Below are 21,334 nucleotides of genomic sequence, written 5' to 3'. Positions count from 1 at the left end.
ACCCTGACCCTCTCCCCAAAGGGGAGAGGGTCAGGGTGAGGGTTACCTTTCAGGCAGATTGAAAACGCTTGCGATACTCCCCCGGCGACACGCCAAATCTGCCCTTAAACGCCGTTGAAAAATGGCTATGATCGGCAAATCCCCAGTTGTAGCCAATACCCGCCAGCTTCTCGCTGTGGCTCGCCGTACGCAGGGCCTGGGCGCAGAGATCCAGACGCCGGTTTTTAATGTATTGCGCTACGACCAGGCCTTTATCGGCAAACAGGCGATAGAGACTTCGTACCGACATACCCGACTCGGTGGCGATCCACTCCGGGCGCAACGTTTCGGACTGAATATGCTCATCAATCAGCGACATGACTTTTTGCAGATGACGATCGCGCTTTGACTGCGGCAGGCTGTGCCGGGTCAGCGCCGGAGCAAGCAGACAGGCAATCGCCTCAAGCGTGGCTTCACTTTCTCCGCCGGTCAGACCGTTGCTGCCCATACTTTCTTGCAGCAAACCGTGGCTAAGGCGCACCACGGGCATTTCGGCCGGCAGCCTTTGCGCGCAGGGGATTTCGCCCATCCGCAGGTGTTGCTCCAGCAGATGGCGGGGCAGCAACAGCGAAACCTGCTTCGCGCCGTGGGTATAGATAAAACAGCTCGGGCGTGAGGCGTCGATAAGCGTGATATCGCCCTTGCCGAGCACGGCCTGATTTTCCCCTTGCTCCATCACGGCTTCGCCTTCCAGTTGGAAAACGGTATAGAACCAGGCGTCGTTGCTTTGGGCAACTTCACGGTTTGTTCTCAGCAGACGCGCCTGGTTAATCTCCACCACGCTGAGCTTGATGGCATGGGCCAGGTGTTCACGCAGGCTGCCATGAAACCCGCTCTCCAGCGCAGCACCTGAAAAACGACCACATGCGCGATTCACCTGGTCAAGCCATTTTTCGAATCGCTCGTTGCACTGTTTTTCTGCCATAGATCCTCACTTATCGCCGCCCGAAGCCAATAACTATAGGTAAACGTGATTCAAAAAAAGAATCATCATCAACATTTGTGTAGCGTGTCACAGCCAGCAAAGCGAATGTCAGCCGCAGAAAAACCTAACCTCAACATAACGCCTAGAATGAAGAGGTGCTACACGATAATGACCTTGATAAGGAGATGCTATGACTGAGCCAGAAACGGTAAGCGTGCTGGGCAATGTGCGCCAGTTTCTTCAGCGTTCTCATGGGCTTTACATTGACGGCGGCTGGCAGGCGTCGGACAGCGAAGAGCGTCTACCGGTTTTTAACCCTGCAGACGGGCAACAGATTTCCAGCAGCGCCGATGCCAGTGCGGCGGATGTTGACCGGGCGGTAACGTCTGCCTGGCGTGCGTTCAGCAGTGGCGTATGGGCTAACATGCTGCCCGCCGGGCGCGAAAGAGTCCTGCTGCGTTTCGCGGATCTGCTTGAGAAAAATACGGAAGAACTGGCGCAGCTTGAGACACTTGAACAGGGCAAATCTATCAACATTTCCCGCGCGTTTGAGGTTGGCTGCACGCTGAACTGGATGCGTTATACCGCAGGCCTGACGACGAAAATCAGCGGCCAGACGCTCGATGTGTCGATTCCAATGCCCGAAGGCGCACGCTATCAGGCGTGGACGCGCAAAGAGCCGGTTGGCGTTGTGGCGGGCATAGTGCCGTGGAACTTCCCGTTGCTGATTGGCATGTGGAAAGTGATGCCGGCCCTGGCGGCAGGCTGCTCGATTGTCGTGAAGCCTTCAGAAACCACGCCGCTGACGCTGCTGCGTATGGCGGAACTGGCGACCGAAGCTGGCGTACCGGACGGCGTATTCAACGTGGTGACCGGCAGCGGCGCAGGCTGTGGCAAAGCGCTGACCGAACATCCGCTGATTGCCAAAGTCAGCTTTACCGGTTCGACGGCGACGGGTAAGGGCATCGCCAGAGCGGCGGCAGACAGGTTAACGCGCGTAACGCTGGAGTTAGGGGGCAAAAACCCGGCCATCGTGCTGAAAGATGCCGATCCGGCAATGGTCATTGAAGGCTTAATGGCGGGCAGCTTCCTCAACCAGGGGCAGGTGTGCGCGGCCAGTTCGCGAATCTATATCGAAGCCCCGCTGTTCGACACGCTGGTGAGCGGCTTTGAGCAGGCGGTGAAATCCCTGCAGGTAGGGGCGGGCATGGATCCGGCGGCTCACATCAACCCGTTAGTCTCGAAGGTTCAGCAGCAAAAAGTCGCCGGGTATCTGGCCCAGGCGCAAGAGCAGCATGCGGAGATTATCTCTGGCAATTCAGGCCCGCAGGGCAGCGGGTACTATATTGCCCCGACGCTGGTGGTGAACCCTTCAGCCAGCCTGCGCCTTGCCAAAGAAGAAGTCTTTGGCCCGGTGGTCAACCTTGTGCGGGTGGCGGATGCGGAAGAAGCATTGCGGCAGGCTAACGACAGTGATTATGGCCTGACGGCAAGCCTGTGGACTAACAACCTGCAGGCGGCAATGCAGTATACCGGGCGCATTCAGGCCGGTACGGTTTGGGTAAACAGTCACACGCTTATCGATGCCAACATGCCGTTCGGCGGCATGAAGCAGTCTGGCACAGGCCGTGATTTTGGCCCCGACTGGCTCGATGCCTATACCGAAACTAAAACGGTTTGCGTGCGTTATTGAATGTGAGCACATTTCGGCGCTTATCACGACCCGGAATTATCTGTCGCTGCTAATCTGGTGGTCCCCTCCCGCGAGGGAAGATCGTTGTCCGATCTTGACCATTAATCTTGATAATAAATGTTGCTACCTTCAGACCGGGTTTTCCCGGTCTTTTTTTTGCATTTTTTTGTCAAGAAGGCACTATTTTAGTCATGAAATGCTTGCGTTGAGTGATAATCCCTTCAGGCAAGCATCCGTCTATATGGCCTTATTTTGCCTAAAACTTACGGCAATGTAACATTTATGGAAAAACAACCAAAAATGAGCAGCCCGGATTTATCGGCATATTTCCCCGAAATGTAAAATTGATGTAAATCAAGTCTTATTCCATAACCTTATGAATTATAACTGTTAGCTATTTGTGTTTATGTATTCATTCGTCGGGGTTATCGATCGCTATGCCCCGTCCTCTTCCTTTTAAGTAACACACTGTTAACAATAAATGATTGGTGAGGTTAAATTTTCTTTGGTAGGATTTTTCTTACAAACGATTCGGGAAAAGGATGTGGCCGGTTTGATCCCCCGAATTAAATAAGTCATATTGCGTGTCGTCTTTATATTAAGAGGTAGCGAAATTATGACCTTCATTTTTTAAGAAGAAACGAAAGCGACGGATAGTTTTCTACCTCTTTTTAGTCAGAATGTATTTCTCCATGAAATTAATGGAAAGCCACGCTGTGGGTATTTTAATTTAAACATTACAGTCGTTTAAAAGAAATAAGTTACCGAGCCGTGCCTGTTTATTTCAATACAGGACGGCACAACATCATCCAGATTATTACTTTGGATAAGGATATCGCCGTCTATGCTTCAGTCTTATTCCCTGCCAGCCATGATCGTTGCCGTTATTTGTCTCGGCAGCGGCATGCAGGTGAATGCCGCGCCGACGCCTGCCTGGGCCACGGCACCCGGCATCGCGCAGGCGTCAACCCTGACGCTGGGGGAAAGTATTCTGTTTGCGCTCGACCGCGATCCGTCCGTCTCTCAGCAGGCGGCGCAGTTTGGCATTGGGCAGGCGCAGATTGAGCAGGCCCGAAGCGCCTGGATGCCGCAGATTTCCCTCAACGGCAGTACCGGTCACTCACGTACCACGGACTCCAGCGGCTCGCTCAAGAACTCGGCAGCCTACGGGCTGAGTCTGACTCAGCTGGTGTATGACTTTGGTAAAACCAACAGCAATATCAGCCAGCAGCAAAGCCAGCGTGAAAGCTACCGCTATCAGCTGATGGCGACGCTAACCAGCGTGGCGGAAAAAACCGCTCAGGCGTATGTCGACCTGAAGCGTAACGAGGCGCTGGTCGCGGCGACGGAAGAGAGCATTGCCGCGCTGCAAAACGTGAACACGATGGCAAAGCTGCGAGCTGATGCCGGGCTGAGTTCAAGTTCAGACGTGCTGCAAACCCAGACGCGCATCGCCGGGATGCGATCGACGCTGGAGCAGTACTTGGCCGCGCGACAGAGTGCCAAGGCCAGACTGGCGGTGTTAACCGGCGTAAGCGCCGCGAACTATCAGGCCATGCCCGTCCGCCTGGCGCTGGAGCAGGAACCGCTCGACAACATTGATTACTCGCTGATCCCCAGCGTGCTGGCCGCTGAAGCGATGCGTGAATCATCTGGATATGCCGTAGATAAAGCAAAATCAGGCCACTGGCCGACGCTAAGCCTGCGGGGCGGGCGGACGCGCTACCAGTCCAACAACAGCGCGTACTGGGACGACCAGATTCAGCTTAACGTGGATGCGCCTATCTATCAGGGCGGCGCGGTCTCTGCCCAGGTCGAGCAGGCCCAGGGCGCAAGGCGCATTGCGGCCTCTCAGGTCGAACAGGCTAAATTCGACGTTCTGCAGAAGGCGTCGGTAGCGATGGCCGACTGGAACGGCGCCAAAGGCCGTGAGACGGCGGGGAAACTGCAGCTAGAGAATGCCCGGCGTGCGCGCGAAGTTTATAAAAATGAATATAAGCTCAGCAAACGCAGCCTGAACGATTTATTAAGCGTAGAGCAGGATGTTTTTCAGGCCGCCTATGCGCAAATTAATGCTGATTTTGACGGCTGGCAGGCCGCGGTAATTTACGCAGCCGCCGTGGATAATTTATTACCCCTGACAGGAGTAGAAAAAAATGCCGCGTCGAAATTACCTGATTTGAAATAAAGAGAGCCAGGGCAGTGGGTTAGCCTCACTCGTCTGAAAATAAGTTGATGTGAAATGAGAGCTGGATTTCTCAGGGATATCCACATCCAAAAAATAAGAACATATGCCTCGTTTCGGCATATTTAAGGAGAAGTGCTATGAATAAGATTCTGGACGTTATTTCCCGTAAAGATGCAGAGAAAACCCTGGTAACCGGCGACGGGAATCTCTCTGTTTCACTCTCTTCCCCCTCCATCATTCAGATTCACGGCAGCGCCAAAGACGTGGCGCATTACGTGCGTCAGGGCAACGATCTGCTGGTGTACATGAAAGACGGCAGCGTCATTCGCTGTAACGGCTATTTCATGGAGGAAGAAGGGCGAGCGGGGCACCACTCAGAGTTGGTGTTTGATGACGGGAAAGAGCTGACCCATATCACTTTTGACGAAGCGGGCGCGGCCGTAGGGACGCAGGGCACCGAATTAACCGCTACCGCAGTGCCGATCGAATCCATCGAACCGTTCATGGACGGCTCGCTGCTCGGCGATATGCCGTGGGGCTGGGTTGCCGGTGCCGTAGCCGGCGGGGTGGGCATTGGCGCACTGCTGGCGCACGGCGGCGGTAAATCCCATACCGAGGTTATCGACAACACCAAAGAGGTAGAAAGCGCCCGCCCGACATTCACCGTCACCGACAACAAAGGCGACAGCAAAGGGCTGCTGAGCAGCAACGCGGTGACCGATGATTCAACGCCAACCTTCAGCGGTTCCGGGCAGCCGGGTGCCACCATCCAGGTTAAAGACGCTAATGGCAATACGATTGCCAGCACCATGGTCGACAGCAACGGCAACTGGAAGGTTGTGCTCAGCGAGCAGCCGGACGGCACACACACCTACAGCGTGGTGCAAATCGACGGCAATAAAATCACCTCTGCCGGGGAGATAATCCTCAACGTCGTCACCGCTCAGGCCTCACTGACCATCGCCACGACGGCGGGCGACAATATGCTCAACGCGGCGGAGCAGGCAAATGACGTCGTCATCAGCGGCAGCGCAAAAGAGCTGGCGAACGGCACGGCGTTAGCCATCACCGTGAACGGCAAAACCTATACGACTACCGTGGGTAGCGACGGCAGCTGGAGCGTAACCGTGCCAGCGGCCGAGGCTAAAAACCTGGCTGACGGCAGCTGGACGGTGGCCGTCAGCGGGAAAGATGCGGCGGGCAACACGATTTCTGCCAGTGAAACGCTGGTAGTAGACACCAAAGCCCCTACTCTGACGCTGGATACCCTCGCGGACGACAATATTATCAACGCCGCTGAACATAACGCGGCGGTCACCGTCAGCGGTAAAACCGACGCTGAAGCCGGGCAGGTGGTCACCCTTAAGCTGAACGGTAAAACCTATACCGCGACCGTGGGCGCGGACGGCAACTGGAGCATGGAAATTCCGGCGGCCGACGTGCAGGCGATGGCGGACAACAGCTACACGCTGAACCTGAGCGTCAGCGACAAAGCGGGCAACACTACGACGGCAAACTCTTCCCTGCTGGTAGACACCACGCCGCCGGAAGCCAGCGTCAATACCGTGGCCGGCGATGATATTCTCAGCGTCAGCGAACAGGCGCAGGCGCAGGTTATTTCCGGCACCAGCCGTGGCGCAGCCCCGGGCGATAAAGTCACCGTTTCCATTGGGGGCGAAACCTACCAAACCACCGTGCAGGCGAACGGCAGCTGGAGCATCGGCGTGCCTAAAGAGGTTATCTCTTCGCTGCCGGAAGGCCAGAGCACCATTACCGTGGCCATCACCGATACGGCCGGTAATACGGGCACCACCACGCACGATATCACCGTCAGCTCCACGCCGCCGAACGTAGCTTTCAACGCGATTAGCCAGGACAACGTGCTGAACGCCATTGAAGCGACCCAGCCTTTAACTCTGAGCGGCACCAGCAATTTGCCGGACGGCAGCACCGTCACCGTGACGCTGAATAGCATAAATTACACCGCGCAAGTTCAGGGCGGCGTCTGGCAGGTGCAGGTTCCTGTCAGCGACGTGGTTAAGCTAGGGGACACTACCTACACGCTTAGCGTGAGCGGCACGGATACCACCGGCAATACCGGGACGGCAACGGCCACGCTGCAGGTAGATACGGCCCTGCCAACCGTCATTGTTTCTACTTTCGCGGGCGATAACCGCGTTAACAACAGCGAAATAGCTAACGATCAGACGCTGAGTGGGCGCGTCACCGGGGCGCATCAGGGCGACACCGTCACCATTAACATTGGCGGTAAAAACTACACCGCTCAGGTGCAAAGCGATTTGACCTGGAGCACCACTGTTCCTGCGGCTGACCTGCAGGCGTTAGGCGATGGCGATGTTTCAATTGTCGCCTCCGTGACCAACGGCCACGGCAATACCGGCTCCGGCAGCCGCGACATCAACATCAACGCCCAGCTTCCAGGCCTGCGCATCAATACTGTCTCCGGCGATGACGTGATTAACGCCATCGAGCAGCATCAGGATCTGACCGTGACGGGGACCAGCACGCACCTCAATGCCGGGACGATTATCACCGTGCGCATCAATGGCGTGGACTATCAGGCGGCAGTGAGCGCCACGGGAAGCTGGCAAATCGGTATTCCGGCAGGAGATTTGACTGGCTGGCCGAACGGCAAGCTGGAGATGGTTGCCAGCTCCGCCGACGAATCAGGTAACCCGGTTGCGGCCTCCCGCCCGGTGGATGTTGACCTGAACGCCGTCGCTATTTCAATCAACAGCGTGACCAGCGACGACATGCTAAACGCGGTTGAAAAAGCTGCAGATCTCACCCTGAGCGGAAAAACCCTGGGCGTGGAAGCCGGGCAAACGGTAGTCATTAAGTTTGCCGGGCATACCTACACCACAACCGTTAACGAAAACGGTGACTGGACGTATACCGTGCCGGCGGCGGATATGCGCGACATGATTGACGGCCGCGCCGACGTCTCCGTCAGCGTCACCAATGTCAGCGGGAACAGCGCCAGCGGCGCGCGTGAAGTGCTGGTTGATACCCAGCCCCCGTCCATCACGCTAAACAGCATCACCGCCGACAATATTCTCAACCATACCGAAGCGGCGCAGGATCTGGTGATAACCGGGACCAGCACCGCCCAGCCGGGGCAAACGGTCACCGTAAGCCTCAACAACCAAAGCTACACCGGACTGGTGCTGGCCGACGGTACCTGGAGCGTTACCGTCCCGGTTGCCGACCTGGCTAACCTGACCGACGGGAGCTGGTCGGTAAGCGCGAGCGTCAGCGACGTGGCGGGCAACCCGGTCAGCACAAGCCACGGGATGCTGGTCGATACCACCGTGCCGGTGGTTACCATCAATACTTTCGCTGGCGACAACATCGTTAACCGCTCCGAACATACTCAGGCGCAGGTATTGTCCGGGAAGGCCACCGGCGCCGCCGTGGGCGACAGCGTGAAAATCACCGTCAACGGCGTGGAATACTCAACGGTGCTGGACGCCAGCGGGAACTGGAGCCTTGGCCTGCCCGCAGAGGTGATAAGCGGCCTCGCAGATGGCAAATACACTGCAACGGTTGTGGTGACGGACAGAGCAGGCAACGTCGGCGGCAGCTCGCTGGCGTTTGACGTGGCTACCGGACTGCCGCAAATCACCATCAATGCCATCGCGCAGGATGACGTGATTAACGCGGCGGAAAAGAGCGCGGAAGTCGCTATTAGCGGCACCAGCAATCAGCCAGACGGAACGCAAATCACCGTCAATCTGAACGGCGTGGACTACGCGGCCATGGTCAACGGCAATACCTGGAGCGTGAAGATCCCGGCCCTGGACGTCGCCAGGCTGGGAGAAGCCAGCTATACCGTGAGCGCTTCGGTCACGGACGCCAGCGGCAACGGCAATTCTGCCAGCCACAGCGTGCTGGTCGACAGCTCTCTGCCGATCGTCACTATTAACACCGTCGCGAGCGATAACATCATTAACCTCGCGGAGGTTAACGCCGGACAGGTGCTCAGCGGCAGCGTGATCAACGCGGCGGCGGGCGATAAAGTCACCGTCGTTTTGGGCGGCAAGAGCTATACCGTTATCGTACAGAGCGACCTGAGCTGGAATTTGCCGCTGAGCAAAGAGATGCTCACCGCGCTGGGCGATGGCGAGCTTACCGTCCACGCCTCCGTCACCAACGGGCGCGGCAACACCGGCAGCACGGATCATGACATCACTATCGACGCCCAACTGCCGGGCCTGCGCCTCGATACCATCGCGGGCGACGATGTTATCAACCTGGCGGAGCATAGCCAGGACCTGATCGTCAGCGGCACCAGCAGCGGCCTTACCTCAGGCAGCGTAGTTACCGTCACGCTGAACGGCAAAGACTACCTGGCAACGGTTAACGCTGACGGGAGCTGGAGCGCGGCCGTGCCGGCTGCCGACGTAAGCAGCTGGCCTGACGGCGTGCTGACGGTAACCGCCAAAGCAGAAGATAATGCCAAAAACCCGGTCAGCATCGACGGTATCGTAGACGTCGATTTAGCGCCGGTGTCCATCAGCGTAAACAGCGTCACGGCGGATAACGTGCTGAACGCGGCAGAAAAAGGCAGCGATCTGGTGCTTTCCGGCATCACCACCAACGTTGAGCCGGGCCAGACCGTTACCATTACTTTTGCGGGGCATCGCTATACCACTACCGTCAATGACGACGGGAGCTGGAGCTACACCGTGCCTGCCGCCGATATGGCAAAACTTAAGGACGGGGATGCGCAGGTGACCGTCAGCGTCAGCAATGCTAACGGCAACCCGGCGAATGCCGCCCAGGAATACAGCGTGGACGCCAGCGCACCTACGTTAATAATCGATCCGCTCAGCGGGGATAACCTGCTTAACGCCGCAGAGGCGAAACAGCCGCTGATTGTCAGCGGCAGCAGCAGCGCGGAACCGGGGCAGGAAGTGACGGTCACGCTGAATAACGTCCGCTATACCGCGACGGTCGGCGCTGACGGCCGCTGGAGCGTTAGCGTACCGGCTAACGACCTGGCCGCGCTCAAGGACGGCATCATCACCGTCAGCGCGTCCGTCTCAGACAAAGCCGGTAACCCGGCAAATGCCGATCGCGGCATGCTGGTGGATATCACCGAGCCGAAGCTGACCATCGACCCCGTTGCCGGGGATGACACTATTAACGCCAGCGAGCATAACCAGGCTCACACCGTGAGCGGCACCAGCACCGGGGCAGCTGCAGGGGATGTGGTTACCGTCGTGGTGACCAACGGGCAGGGAACGTCGTTCACCTTCACCACCACGCTGGACGCTAACGGCCACTGGAACGTTGGTATCCCGGCGTCGGTCATTCATGGCCTGGCGGACGGCAGCTACACCATCACCGCCAGCGTCACCGATGCGGCGGGCAACAGCGGCAGCGTCGATCATGCACTGACCGTGAATACCGCGCTGCCGGTTATCACGATTGCCGCTATCGCGGTGGATGACGTCATTAACGCGACGGAAAAGGGCCAGGACCTGGTGCTCTCAGGCACCAGCAATCAGCCTGCGGGCACCCTTATCACCGTCACCCTGAACGGGATTAATTATCAGGCCGTGGCCGGAACCGACGGCAGCTGGAGCACAACGATTCCGGCCTCCGCCGTCAGCAAGCTGGGTGAAGCCAACTACACGGTGACCGCGGGGGTGACAGACGCCCACGGTAATAGCAACAGCGACAGCCACAACGTGCAGGTCGACAGCGCCTTACCGACCGTCACTATCCACAGCGTCACCGGCGACAACATTCTCAACATCACGGAAATTGCCAGCGGCCAGACGCTGAGCGGCACAGTCAGCGGGGCGGCAAAAGGGGACATTGTCACTATTAATCTCGGCGGCAAGCTGTATCAGGCCACCGTCCAGGATGATTTGAGCTGGAGCCTGCCGGTTTCCAAAGAAATCCTCACCGCGCTGGGTAACGGCGAGCTGACCATCACCGCTTCTGTGACCAACGGGCACGGCAACACCGGCAGCGGCGGCCGGGATATCGTTATCGACGCGAACTTGCCGGGGCTGCGCGTGGACACCGTCGCGGGCGACGACGTGATTAATGCCATCGAACATAACCAGAATCTGATTATCAACGGCACCAGCATTGGCCTCAGCGCGGGCAGCGCGGTGACCGTGACGATTAACGGCAAAGACTACGCGGCAACCGTCCGAGCGGACGGCAGCTGGCAGGCCGCCGTACCAGGGGCAGATGTCGCCCGTTGGGCTGAAGGGCCCGTCACCCTTGAGGTGAAGGGCAGCAGCGGCGCGGGCAACGATGTGGCTATCCAGCATCAGGTGACCGTCGATCTCAGCGAAGTGGTCATCAGCATTAACGCCATAACCGGCGATAACGTGCTGAACGCCGCCGAAAAAGGCGCCAATCTCGAACTTTCCGGCATGACGCAAAACGTAGAGTCGGGCCAGACCGTCAACATTACCTTTGCCGGGCACACTTACACCGCCACGGTTCAGGCGGACGGCAGCTGGAAGTACACCGTTCCGGCGGCGGATATGGTGAACCTGAAAGAGGGTGACACCGCCGTTCAGGTGAGCGTTATCAACAAAAATGGCAACAGCACCGAAGCGGCGCAAAACGTCAGCGTCGACAGCCTTGCCCCGGCATTGACCGTGGACCCAGTCAGCCAGGATAACCTGCTGAACGCCGCCGAGGCGAAGCAGGATCTGATTATCAGCGGAACCAGCACCGCAGAAGCGGGCCAGACCGTGACCGTGCAGCTGAACGGCGAAAGCTATCAGGCAACGGTCAAAGCAGACGGCAGCTGGAGCCTGACCGTACCTGCAGCGGACGTCGGCAAACTGACCGATGGCAACATCACCGTTACCGCAAGCGTAGAAGACCGCGCCGGTAACCCAGGCAGCGCCAGCCGCGACGTGCTGGTAGACGTTACCGTGCCTAAAGTGACCATCGGCACTATCGCTACCGACGATGTGATTAACCAGACCGAGCACGGCCAGGCGCAGGTGATTTCCGGCACCAGCACCGGCGCGCAGGCGGGCGATATTGTCACCGTCACGCTGGGAAATAAAAGCTATACCGGCGTGGTGGATGCAAACGGGAACTGGAGCGTGGGCGTGCCGCGGGCTGATATCAGCGCGCTGGGCGACAACACATACACCGTGACCGCCTCAGTTACAGACAAAGCGGGTAATACCGGCGATGCCACGCATTCCGTTAAGGTGGATACCGTCGCGCCAACCCTGAGTATCGACATCATTGCGGGGGACAACATCCTCAACGCCGATGAGAAAACGGGCGATGTGGTGATTAGCGGCTCGTCTACCGGCCTTGCCGCCGGGACGTCGGTGGCCGTGAATCTGAACGGTAAAAACTATGCGGCCACCGTGGGTGACGACGGTAAATGGACGACTACTGTCCCAGCAGGCGACGTTGGCAAGCTTGGCGAGGCCTTCTATGACGTTTCCGTCAGCGCCAGCAACGGCGTGGGCAACGCTGGCAGCCAGAGCAGCACCCTGGAAGTCGCCTCGACGCTGCCGGGCGTGACCATCAATGCCGTGGCGATCGACGACATTATCAATGCCGCAGAGCTGGCCACCGGCCAGACGATTACCGGGCGCGTGACCGGCGTGCAGGCCGGGGCGGACGTGACCATTAACATTGGCGGCGTCAACTACACCGCTAAGGTGCAAAGCGATCTCACCTGGAGCCTGACTCTTGGCAAGGACGTGCTGACCGGGCTCGGCGACGGCTCGCTTAAAATTAACGCTTCCGTGACGGACGGGGCGGGTAACACCGGCACCGGTTCGCGCGATGTCACCATCGACGCGGCACTGCCGGGCATTCGGATTAATACCATTGCGGGCGATGACGTTATCAACGCCATTGAACATAGCCTGAACCTGGTGATCAACGGTACCAGCAGCGGCCTGAGCGAAGGCAGCGCGGTAACGGTAACCATCAACGGTAAAGACTATGCGGCAACGGTTCGCGCCGACGGCAGCTGGCAGACCGTGGTGCCAGGAAACGAAGTCAGCCAGTGGCAGGCCGGAGATATTACCGTTTCGGCAGACGGGACCAGCAGCTCGGGTAACCCAGTCTCCATCGATCACACCGTCAATGTGGATCTCAACGCGGTGGCGATAACCATCAGCCAGATTGCCGGGGACGACGTGCTGAACGCCGCCGAGAAAGGCGCTGATTTATTGCTCTCCGGGGTAACTCAGAATGTAGAAGCCGGGCAGACAATCACCATTACCTTTGCGGGGCACACCTATACCACTCAGGTAGAGAGCGACGGCAGCTGGAAATTCACTGTCCCGGCTAATGATATGAAAGGGCTGAAAGACGGCGAAACTTCCGTGGAAGTCAGCGTCGCTAACGTGAGCGGCAACGGGGCATCAGCCGGGCGTGAAATCAGCGTGGATACCGCAGCCCCGACCCTGCAAATCAATACCATCGCCGGGGATGATGTGCTCAATGCCGCCGAGGCCGGGCAGCCGCTGGTGATTACCGGCACCAGCAACGCGGAGCCGGGCCAGACCGTGACCGTGAAGCTGAACAATGAAACTTATACCGGCACCGTGCAGGCCAACGGCAGCTGGAGCGTAGCCGTTCCGGTTGATAAAGCCTCCGCGCTTGGCGACGGCGTGTATACCGTTGAAGCCAGCGTCAGCGATGCCGCAGGCAACGGATCCTCCGCGAGCCATAACCTGAGCGTGGACGTCACCGTGCCGTCCATCTCGTTTGGCGTGGTCGCCGGCGACGACGTGATTAACCTTGCCGAGCACGGCCAGGCGCAGATTATCTCCGGTTCCAGCCGCGGCGCTGCTGCCGGGGATAAAATCACCGTGACTATCGGCGCAAACAGCTGGACAACCACCGTGGATGCAGCGGGTAACTGGAGTATTGGCGTCCCTGCAAGCGTGGTAAGCCAGCTGGCGGACGGTAAAGTCACCATCAATGCCAGCCTGACGGACAGCGCGGGCAATACCGGCAGCGGCAGCCATGAAGTGACGGTTAACACCGGCCTGCCATCTGTAAACTTCAATGCTATCAGCGGCGATAACGTGCTTAACGCCATTGAAAAGGGCGAGACGCTGACGCTGAGCGGCACCAGCGCTAATCTGGCACCGGGCACCGCCGTCATCGTCACCCTGAACGGCAAAAACTACACCGCCACCACCGACGCCAGCGGCAACTGGCGCGTGGACGTTAAGCCGGGCGACCTGGCCGGACTGGGTGAAGCAAACTATACGCTGACCGCCACCGCGACAAGCGCCATCGGCAACAGCGCCAGCGCTAACGCTAACCTGCTGGTGGACACCGCCGCACCGGGCGTCATGATCAACCCGGTTACCGCAGACAACGTCCTTAATGCTGCAGAAATCGCGGCAGGCCAGACCCTCAGCGGAAAAGTCAGCAATGCGGCTGTAGGTGACACTGTCACTATTAAGTTGGGTGGGAAAACATACACCGCGACGGTGCAGAGTGATTTGAGCTGGAGCCTCGACCTGCCGGCCGACGTGCTGACCGCTCTGGGTAATGGCAAATTAACCGTCACGGCTTCGGTCACCAACGGCCACGGCAACAGCGGCACGGCAGATCGTGAGTTTACGATTGACGCCAGCCTGCCGGGTATCCGCATCAACACCGTGGCGGGCGACGACGTCGTCAACGCCATCGAACATAATCAGAACCTGATTATCAGCGGCAGCGCCAGCGGTATGAGTGAAGGCAGCACCGTCACCGTCACCATTAACGGCAAGAACTATTTGGCGACGGTTAGCGCGAGCGGCACATGGTCGGCTGCCGTTCCGGCGGAAGATGTCAGCCTGTGGGCTGCAGGTAATATCACCGTGACGGCGGCGGGCAGCAGCAGCTCGGGCAATCCTATCTCTATCGATCACTCCGTGAAGGTCGATCTCAGCCCGGTCGCTGTCAGCGTTGAAGCTATCACCGCCGATAACGTGCTTAATGCCGCTGAGAAAGGGGCAGATCTGGTGCTTTCAGGTAAAACCCAGAACGTTGAGGCAGGGCAAACCGTCACTATTATCTTCGGCGGTCACACCTACACGGCCCAGGTTGAGTCTGACGGCAACTGGCACTACACCGTGCCTGCAGGCGATATGGCCGGACTGAAGGATGGCGATGCGTCGGTGAAAGTTAGCGTCACTAACGTGAACGGAAACGGCGCCAGCGCGGAGCGTGAGTTCAGCGTTGACGCCACGTCACCGGGGCTGACTATCGACCGGATCGCCACGGACAACGTGATTAACGCCGCAGAAGCAGGCGCGGGCGTGACCGTCACCGGGACGTCAAACGCCGAGGCCGGGCAGACGGTTACCCTGACCCTGGACGGAAAAACCTACACCGGCGTAGTGAAAGCGGACGGTACCTGGAGTATTACGCTTGATTCAACCGCCCTTGGCGCGCTGGCGGATAACCAGTATGCGGTAAAAGTTGACGTCAGCGATGCGGCGGGCAACAAAACCACCGGCAGCCAGAGCATGACGCTGGACACCACCGCGCCGACCGTTAGCTTTAACGTCGTGGCGGGTGACGACATCATCAACCTTGAAGAGCACGCGCAGGCGCAGATTATCTCTGGCTCAAGCGCTGGCGCGGCGACAGGGAACAAAATCGTCATCACCCTCGACGGGATTCAGTACGTGACTCAGGTGGATGCCAATGGCAACTGGAGCGTGGGCGTACCGGCCTCGGCGGTTTCAGCGCTGAAAAACGGCACGGCGACGATTACCGCCACGCTGACCGACAGCGCCGGAAACGAAGGGACGAACTCCCATACGGTTGAGGTTAACGCCGCCCGCATCGGGCTGACCATCGACACCATCAGCCAGGATGACGTGATTAACGCTGCGGAAGCCCTGCAGGATCTGGTGATTAGCGGCGGGAGCACCGAGCTGGCCGTGGGCACTCAGGTGACGGTCACGTTAAACGGCATTCAGTACAGCGCCACTGTTCAGCAGGGCGGCAGTTGGAGCGTAACCGTCCCGGCAAACCAGGTGCAGAACCTGGCGCACGGCAGCGGCTACACGGTGATGGCCTCGGCGACTGACAGCGCGAATAACGCGACGTCGGCGACCCACAATATCAGCGTCGACACCGTGGCGCCGATAGTCACCATTGCCGACATCTCCGGCGACAATGTGATCAACGCGGCCGAACAGCAGCAGCCGTTAACGATTCGCGGCACCAGCAGCGCAGAAGCCGGGCAAAAAGTCACCGTTAAGTTGGGCAGCGAGAGCTATGAAGCCACGGTTCAGGCAGATGGCTCCTGGAGCCTCATCGTGGCGGCTGCAGATTTGGCGAAGCTCGCTGACGGCGACTTCAGCGTTCATGCCTCAGTGAGTGATAAAGCCGGGAACCCTGGCAGCGCGGACCGTACTTTGACGGTGGACACGACCGCGCCGACCATCACCTTCGACAAGGTGGCCGGGGACGACATCATCAACAGCGCCGAGCAGCAGGCAGGCCAGGTTATCAGCGGCACGACCAGCGCCCAGCCTGGACAGACGATTACCGTGACCTTCAATAATCACGCTTACATGGCGGTGGTTAGCGATACCGGGACCTGGTCGGTGACCGTGCCTGCTCAGGATTTCCTGGGCGCGGCGGACGGCAGCTATCAAATCTCTGCGAGCGTCAGCGACAAAGCGGGCAACAGCAGCAGTGCGGACAAGCAGGTTACCCTGAGCGGTGAAGTGCCGACTATCAGCATCAACACCTTTGCCGGGGACGATATCGTCAGCGCGGCGGAGCACGGCACGCCGCTGGTGCTGAGCGGCGTCACCAATGCTCCTGCGGGGCAAACCGTAACCATTACGCTGAACGGGCAGAAATACACCACGACGGTGAACGGCGACGGGAGCTGGAGTTATACCCTGGGCAGCAGCGCGGTCTCTGCCCTGGCGGACGGTGACGCGTACGTGATTCACGCCAGCGTCAGCAACAGCATCGGCAACAGTGCGGGGGCCGACCGTACCATCACGGTGGATACCACGCCGCCGCAGATGACCATTAGCATTGACGCCCTGCAAAACGATACCGGGTTGAGCGCCAGCGACTTTATTACCTCCGACAGCAAGGTCGTCGTAAAAGGCTCCCTGAGCGGGGCGCTGGGTAACAATGAGAAGGCGCAGATAAGCTTTGACGGTGGGGCAAATTGGGTTGACCTGGTGGTTAACGGTAAAACATGGAGCTATGCCGACGGGCGCACTCTGCCGGACGGCATCGTGACCTACCACGTGCGCGTCATCGACAATGCGGGCAACGTCGGCTCGACGGCAACGCAGAATGTAACCATCGATACCGTGGCTCCGGACGCCAGTAAGACCATCACTGTCGACGCTATTACCCAGGATACGGGTCTGGACGCGCACGACTTTATTACCAGCGACAATACGCTGACCCTCAGCGGCAAGCTCGGCGCTCCGTTGGCGACGGGCGAGCACGCCCAAATCAGTATTGACGGTGGGAAAACCTGGACTGACGTGAGTATTAGCGGCACTACGTGGAGCTACATTGATAACCGTACGCTTGCCGACGGCGACCATCTCTACCAGCTGCGCGTTGTCGACGATGCGGGCAATGTCGGGGCAACCACCAGCCAACTGGTGACCGTCGACACCGTGGCGCCGGACGCGAGTAAAACCGTCTCAATTGACAGCATCAGTGACGATACGGGGCTGAGCAACACTGACTTTGTCACCAGCGATACCTCGCTGACGATCCACGGTTCTCTGGGGGCATCACTCTTAGCGAGCGAACATGTGCAGATAAGCCTGGACGGCGGGAAGATCTGGCAGACGGTAGTCACGGTTGGCACAACCTGGTACTTCAACGACGGCAGAACCCTTAGCGACGGCACTTATCAGTACATGGTTCGCGTGGTTGATGACGCCGGGAACGTTGGGCAGAGCGCCTCTAAGAACGTAACGGTGGATACCACGCCGCCGGACGCCTCTGTCACCGTGACCGTCGACAGCATCACCACCGACAGCGGCTTCAGCAACAGCGATTTTATCACCAACGATAATACGCTGACGCTGAACGGATCCTTAGGTGCTGCGCTCGGCAAAAACGAATATGTCCAGGTGAGCTTCGACGGCGGGGCCAGTTGGGTTTACGCCACCTCGGTGAACGGCACCAGCTGGAGCTATACCGACGGACGCCAGCTTACGGACGGCGACCACACCTGGCAGGTGCGCGTTATCGATCTAGCCGGCAACGTGGGGGCGACCACCAGCCAGACCGTCACGGTAGATACCGTCGCGCCAAACTATGGCATCACCATTGACAGTATCTCCGATGATACCGGGCAGAGCGCCAGCGACTTTATCACTATGGACACCACGCTGACGCTGAACGGCACGCTTGGCCATGCGCTGGCGAGCGATGAGCGCGTACAAATCAGCCTCGACGGGGGTAAAAACTGGGTAGATGCCGTAGTGAACGGCACCGCCTGGCACTACGTTGATGACCGTACCCTGGCCGATGGCGACTATGTTTACCAGGTTCGTATTATCGACCAGGCTGGGAACGTCGGATCAACCGCAAACCAGGTGGTCACCGTTGACACCGTGGCCCCGGACACCGTGGGGAGCATCGTCAGCTATACCGACAACGACGGCGAACGTACCGGTAATTTCGACAGCAGCTACTCCACCGACGACACCTCGCCGGTGCTGAACGGCACGCTGAACCAGGCGTTGGCTGCAGGCGAAATCGCGCAAATCTTCCGCGACGGCGTGCTGGTGGGCAAAGTGACCATCACCGGCGGCACCAACTGGACGTTCGCTGACTCCGGCCTGCTGGACGGAAACTATCACTACGTTCTGCGCGTGACTGACAAAGCGGGGAATTACACTGAATCTAACGACTTTACGCTGACGGTCGACACCTCGGTGCCAACCACCAAAGCGCTGGTTAACGGGCTGAACACCACCGACACCACGCCAATTATCACCGGCAGCGTGGATGCAAGCCTGGTGCACGGCGAGTTCGTGGTGGTGACGGTGAACGGCAAGACTTACACCTCCGATCGCGGCGGCGCGGTGGTGGTCGATCCTTCTTCTAACACCTGGTATCTGCAGATCCCGGATGCCGATGTGCTTTCGTTAAAGAGCTATGACGTTACGGCGCAGGTGAAAAGCAGTGCGGGCAACGGCAACAGCGTCGATGTCACGCACGGCACGGTAGTGATAGGTGCGGAGGCGTCGATGTCGCCAGCCTGGTCCTTTACCAGCGCGACCAACGCCATTGCCGCCAGCTTCATGCTCGACGAAAACGGCATGTGGACGTTTGCCAGCAACCAGCAGTTCGCCACCTCGAGCGACCGCAACACTTACAAAGTGAGCGGAAACTTCACGATGAACGGGAGCTACACCACCGGCGCCTATGCGGACATCAACCGCGACGGGCACGCGGATATGCTGGTGGAAAGCACCAACTACAGCTACATCGCCCAATTGATGAACAACGGGGATGGAACCTATACCTCAACCAGCCCCGGCAGCAGCGCCACGGTCGGCGCGCTGCTGTGGTACGGCGCCGTTGTGGCCATTGACTTCCAGGGTGACGGCTACGTCGACTTCGTGATGGGCGATGCAGGCGGGCCAGACTCCAGCACCTTTGTGAATAACAACGCGGGCAAGCTGGTGGGCACCTCCGGCGCCGGAACGTACACCAACTTTGTCTCCGGGGCTAAAGTCGGCAACTACAACAGCCTGATTGAAGCATCCGGCGTCGATTTGAACAATGACGGCATGGTGGATATTGCCCAGCACACCACCAACGGCAACAACAACTATGCGCTGTCCACGATGTTCAACAAAGGGGACGGCACCTTTACCTGGAGCCAGAACTTTATCAACACCATGTACAGCGCCACGGGTTCCGCCGCCGCCAATAACTCGGTGAGCATGACCTGGGCGGACTTCGACGGTGACGGCTACATGGACCTCTACATGGGGATGTCACGCGCAGGCACCGGCGGTCTGCTGATGATGAACGACGGCAAAGGCAACCTGCTGGCCGGCACGGCGGTGGGTAGCGAGAAGTACAACGGCACGGTCAGCGTGGCGGTGGACTGGAACATGGACGGCCGGATGGACATCATCAAGCTGGCCAACAGCGGGCAGTCGTACATGTACACCAACGACGGACTGAAGGGCGTGGCAAGCTTCACCTCGTCGAAGTTCGGCTCGGCGACCACCAGCCAAGTCTCCGGCGCGGCGCTGGTCGACTACGACTGGGACGGCGCGCAGGACCTGCTGATCTTCCGCCAAAACGGCAGCGTGACGCTGGAGCGGAACACCAACACCGTGGCACCGGGCACGGCGATTCACCTGAAAATTGTCGACAGCCAGGGCATTAACGTGTTCTTCGGCAACACGGTGAAGCTCTACAACTCTGCCGGCGATCTGGTGGCCAGCCAGGTGATCAACGCCCAGTCGGGGATCGGCATCAACGACGCTTCAGCGCTGGTGAGCTTCTACGGCCTCAACCCGAACGAAACCTACCATGCCGAGTTGGTGCGGGCGATCAACGGCGTCTCCAGCAACACGACCTGGAACGGACTCACCGCTGGCGATGGCAAAGAAAGCTATGCCCTGACGGCAGATGCCGCGACCGGCGTACACGGAGGCACGCTCACCGGCACCGGCTACAACGATACGTTTATCGCCGAGCAGGGTACCTACGTCTACAACGGCGGCGGCGGCTGGGAAACATCCTCAGACCACCAGACGTGGAGTGCGACGGGCGGTATGGATGTGGTTGATTTCCGTAACTCTGGCGTGGGCGTCACCGTCGACCTGGGTAAAACCGGGGCGCAGAACACCGGGTTTAACACCGCCACCTTTAGCAATATTGAAGGGATCGTCGGCTCCAGCCATGACGATGTGATTACCGGCAATAGCGGGAATAACACCTTCGAAGGCGGCGGCGGTAACGACACCTTTAACATCGGCAGCGGCGGGCACGATACGCTGCTCTACAAGCTGCTGAACGGGTCTGATGCCACCGGCGGAAACGGCCATGACGTCGTCAATGGCTTCAGCGTCGGGACCTGGGAAGGCACCGCAGACAGTGACCGCATAGACCTGCGCGAGCTGCTGCAGGGCAGCGGTTACGCCGGAGATGCTTCCGCACATTACATCAATGGCGTCGCGCAGCTGGGAGCCGGGGCAGGCAACATCGGCGACTACATCAAAGTGGTGCAAAACGGCAGCAGCACCGAGATTCAGATTGACCGCGACGGTAAGGGCGGCGTCTTTGACCCAACCACCGTGGTGACGCTGAACGGGGTACAGACCGACCTCGCCACGCTGCTGGCGAACCACCAGCTGGTGGTGATTTAACGTTAGTGCCGCCGGGCTTTAAGTCCGGCGGCATTCTGGCCGCTTATTTTTATTACCCGGTATAAAACATGTTTATGAAACAAGCCGCGGAAAGGACAACACCGGCG

At 58.8% G+C, this 21,334-nt stretch carries 4 protein-coding genes; 3 read left to right on the top strand and 1 reads right to left on the bottom strand.

Going from position 1 to position 21,334, the window contains the following annotated elements; genetic code table 11:
* Window positions 1–49: 49 nt before the first annotated feature.
* On the bottom strand, window positions 50–964 hold the full coding sequence (gene feaR, locus CNE01S_RS12550) for a transcriptional regulator FeaR (RefSeq protein ID WP_061276430.1): 915 nt from the start codon (window positions 962–964) through the stop codon (window positions 50–52).
* A gap of 190 nt (window positions 965–1,154) precedes the next feature.
* Here feaR and CNE01S_RS12545 point away from each other — a divergent pair, with 190 nt between their 5' ends.
* From CNE01S_RS12545 to CNE01S_RS12535, 3 genes are all read left to right on the top strand, one after another.
* A complete protein-coding gene (locus tag CNE01S_RS12545; protein ID WP_061276428.1) occupies window positions 1,155–2,657 on the top strand; it encodes an aldehyde dehydrogenase family protein in 1,503 nt (500 codons plus the stop codon).
* 844 nt (window positions 2,658–3,501) lie between these two features.
* Complete coding sequence (locus tag CNE01S_RS12540; protein WP_061276426.1) at window positions 3,502–4,845, top strand: TolC family outer membrane protein; 1,344 nt, start codon at window positions 3,502–3,504, stop codon at window positions 4,843–4,845.
* A 137-nt stretch (window positions 4,846–4,982) separates the two neighbouring features.
* On the top strand, window positions 4,983–21,227 hold the full coding sequence (locus CNE01S_RS12535) for an Ig-like domain-containing protein (RefSeq protein WP_061276424.1): 16,245 nt from the start codon (window positions 4,983–4,985) through the stop codon (window positions 21,225–21,227).
* Window positions 21,228–21,334: the final 107 nt, after the last annotated feature.

It is taken from the genome of Cedecea neteri NBRC 105707 = ATCC 33855, from assembly GCF_001571265.1.
GTDB lineage: Bacteria > Pseudomonadota > Gammaproteobacteria > Enterobacterales > Enterobacteriaceae > Cedecea > Cedecea neteri.
Note: the sequence above shows the minus strand (reverse complement) of the source record. Positions and strands in the feature narration are given on the sequence as shown.

Excerpts from the sequence above, each read along its gene's own strand:
- feaR (WP_061276430.1), bottom strand. The coding sequence starts at position 964 with ATGGCAGAAAAACAGTGCAACGAGCGATTCGAAAAATGGCTTGACCAG.
- CNE01S_RS12545 (WP_061276428.1), top strand. The coding sequence starts at position 1,155 with ATGACTGAGCCAGAAACGGTAAGCGTGCTGGGCAATGTGCGCCAGTTT.
- CNE01S_RS12540 (WP_061276426.1), top strand. The coding sequence starts at position 3,502 with ATGCTTCAGTCTTATTCCCTGCCAGCCATGATCGTTGCCGTTATTTGT.
- CNE01S_RS12535 (WP_061276424.1), top strand. The coding sequence starts at position 4,983 with ATGAATAAGATTCTGGACGTTATTTCCCGTAAAGATGCAGAGAAAACC.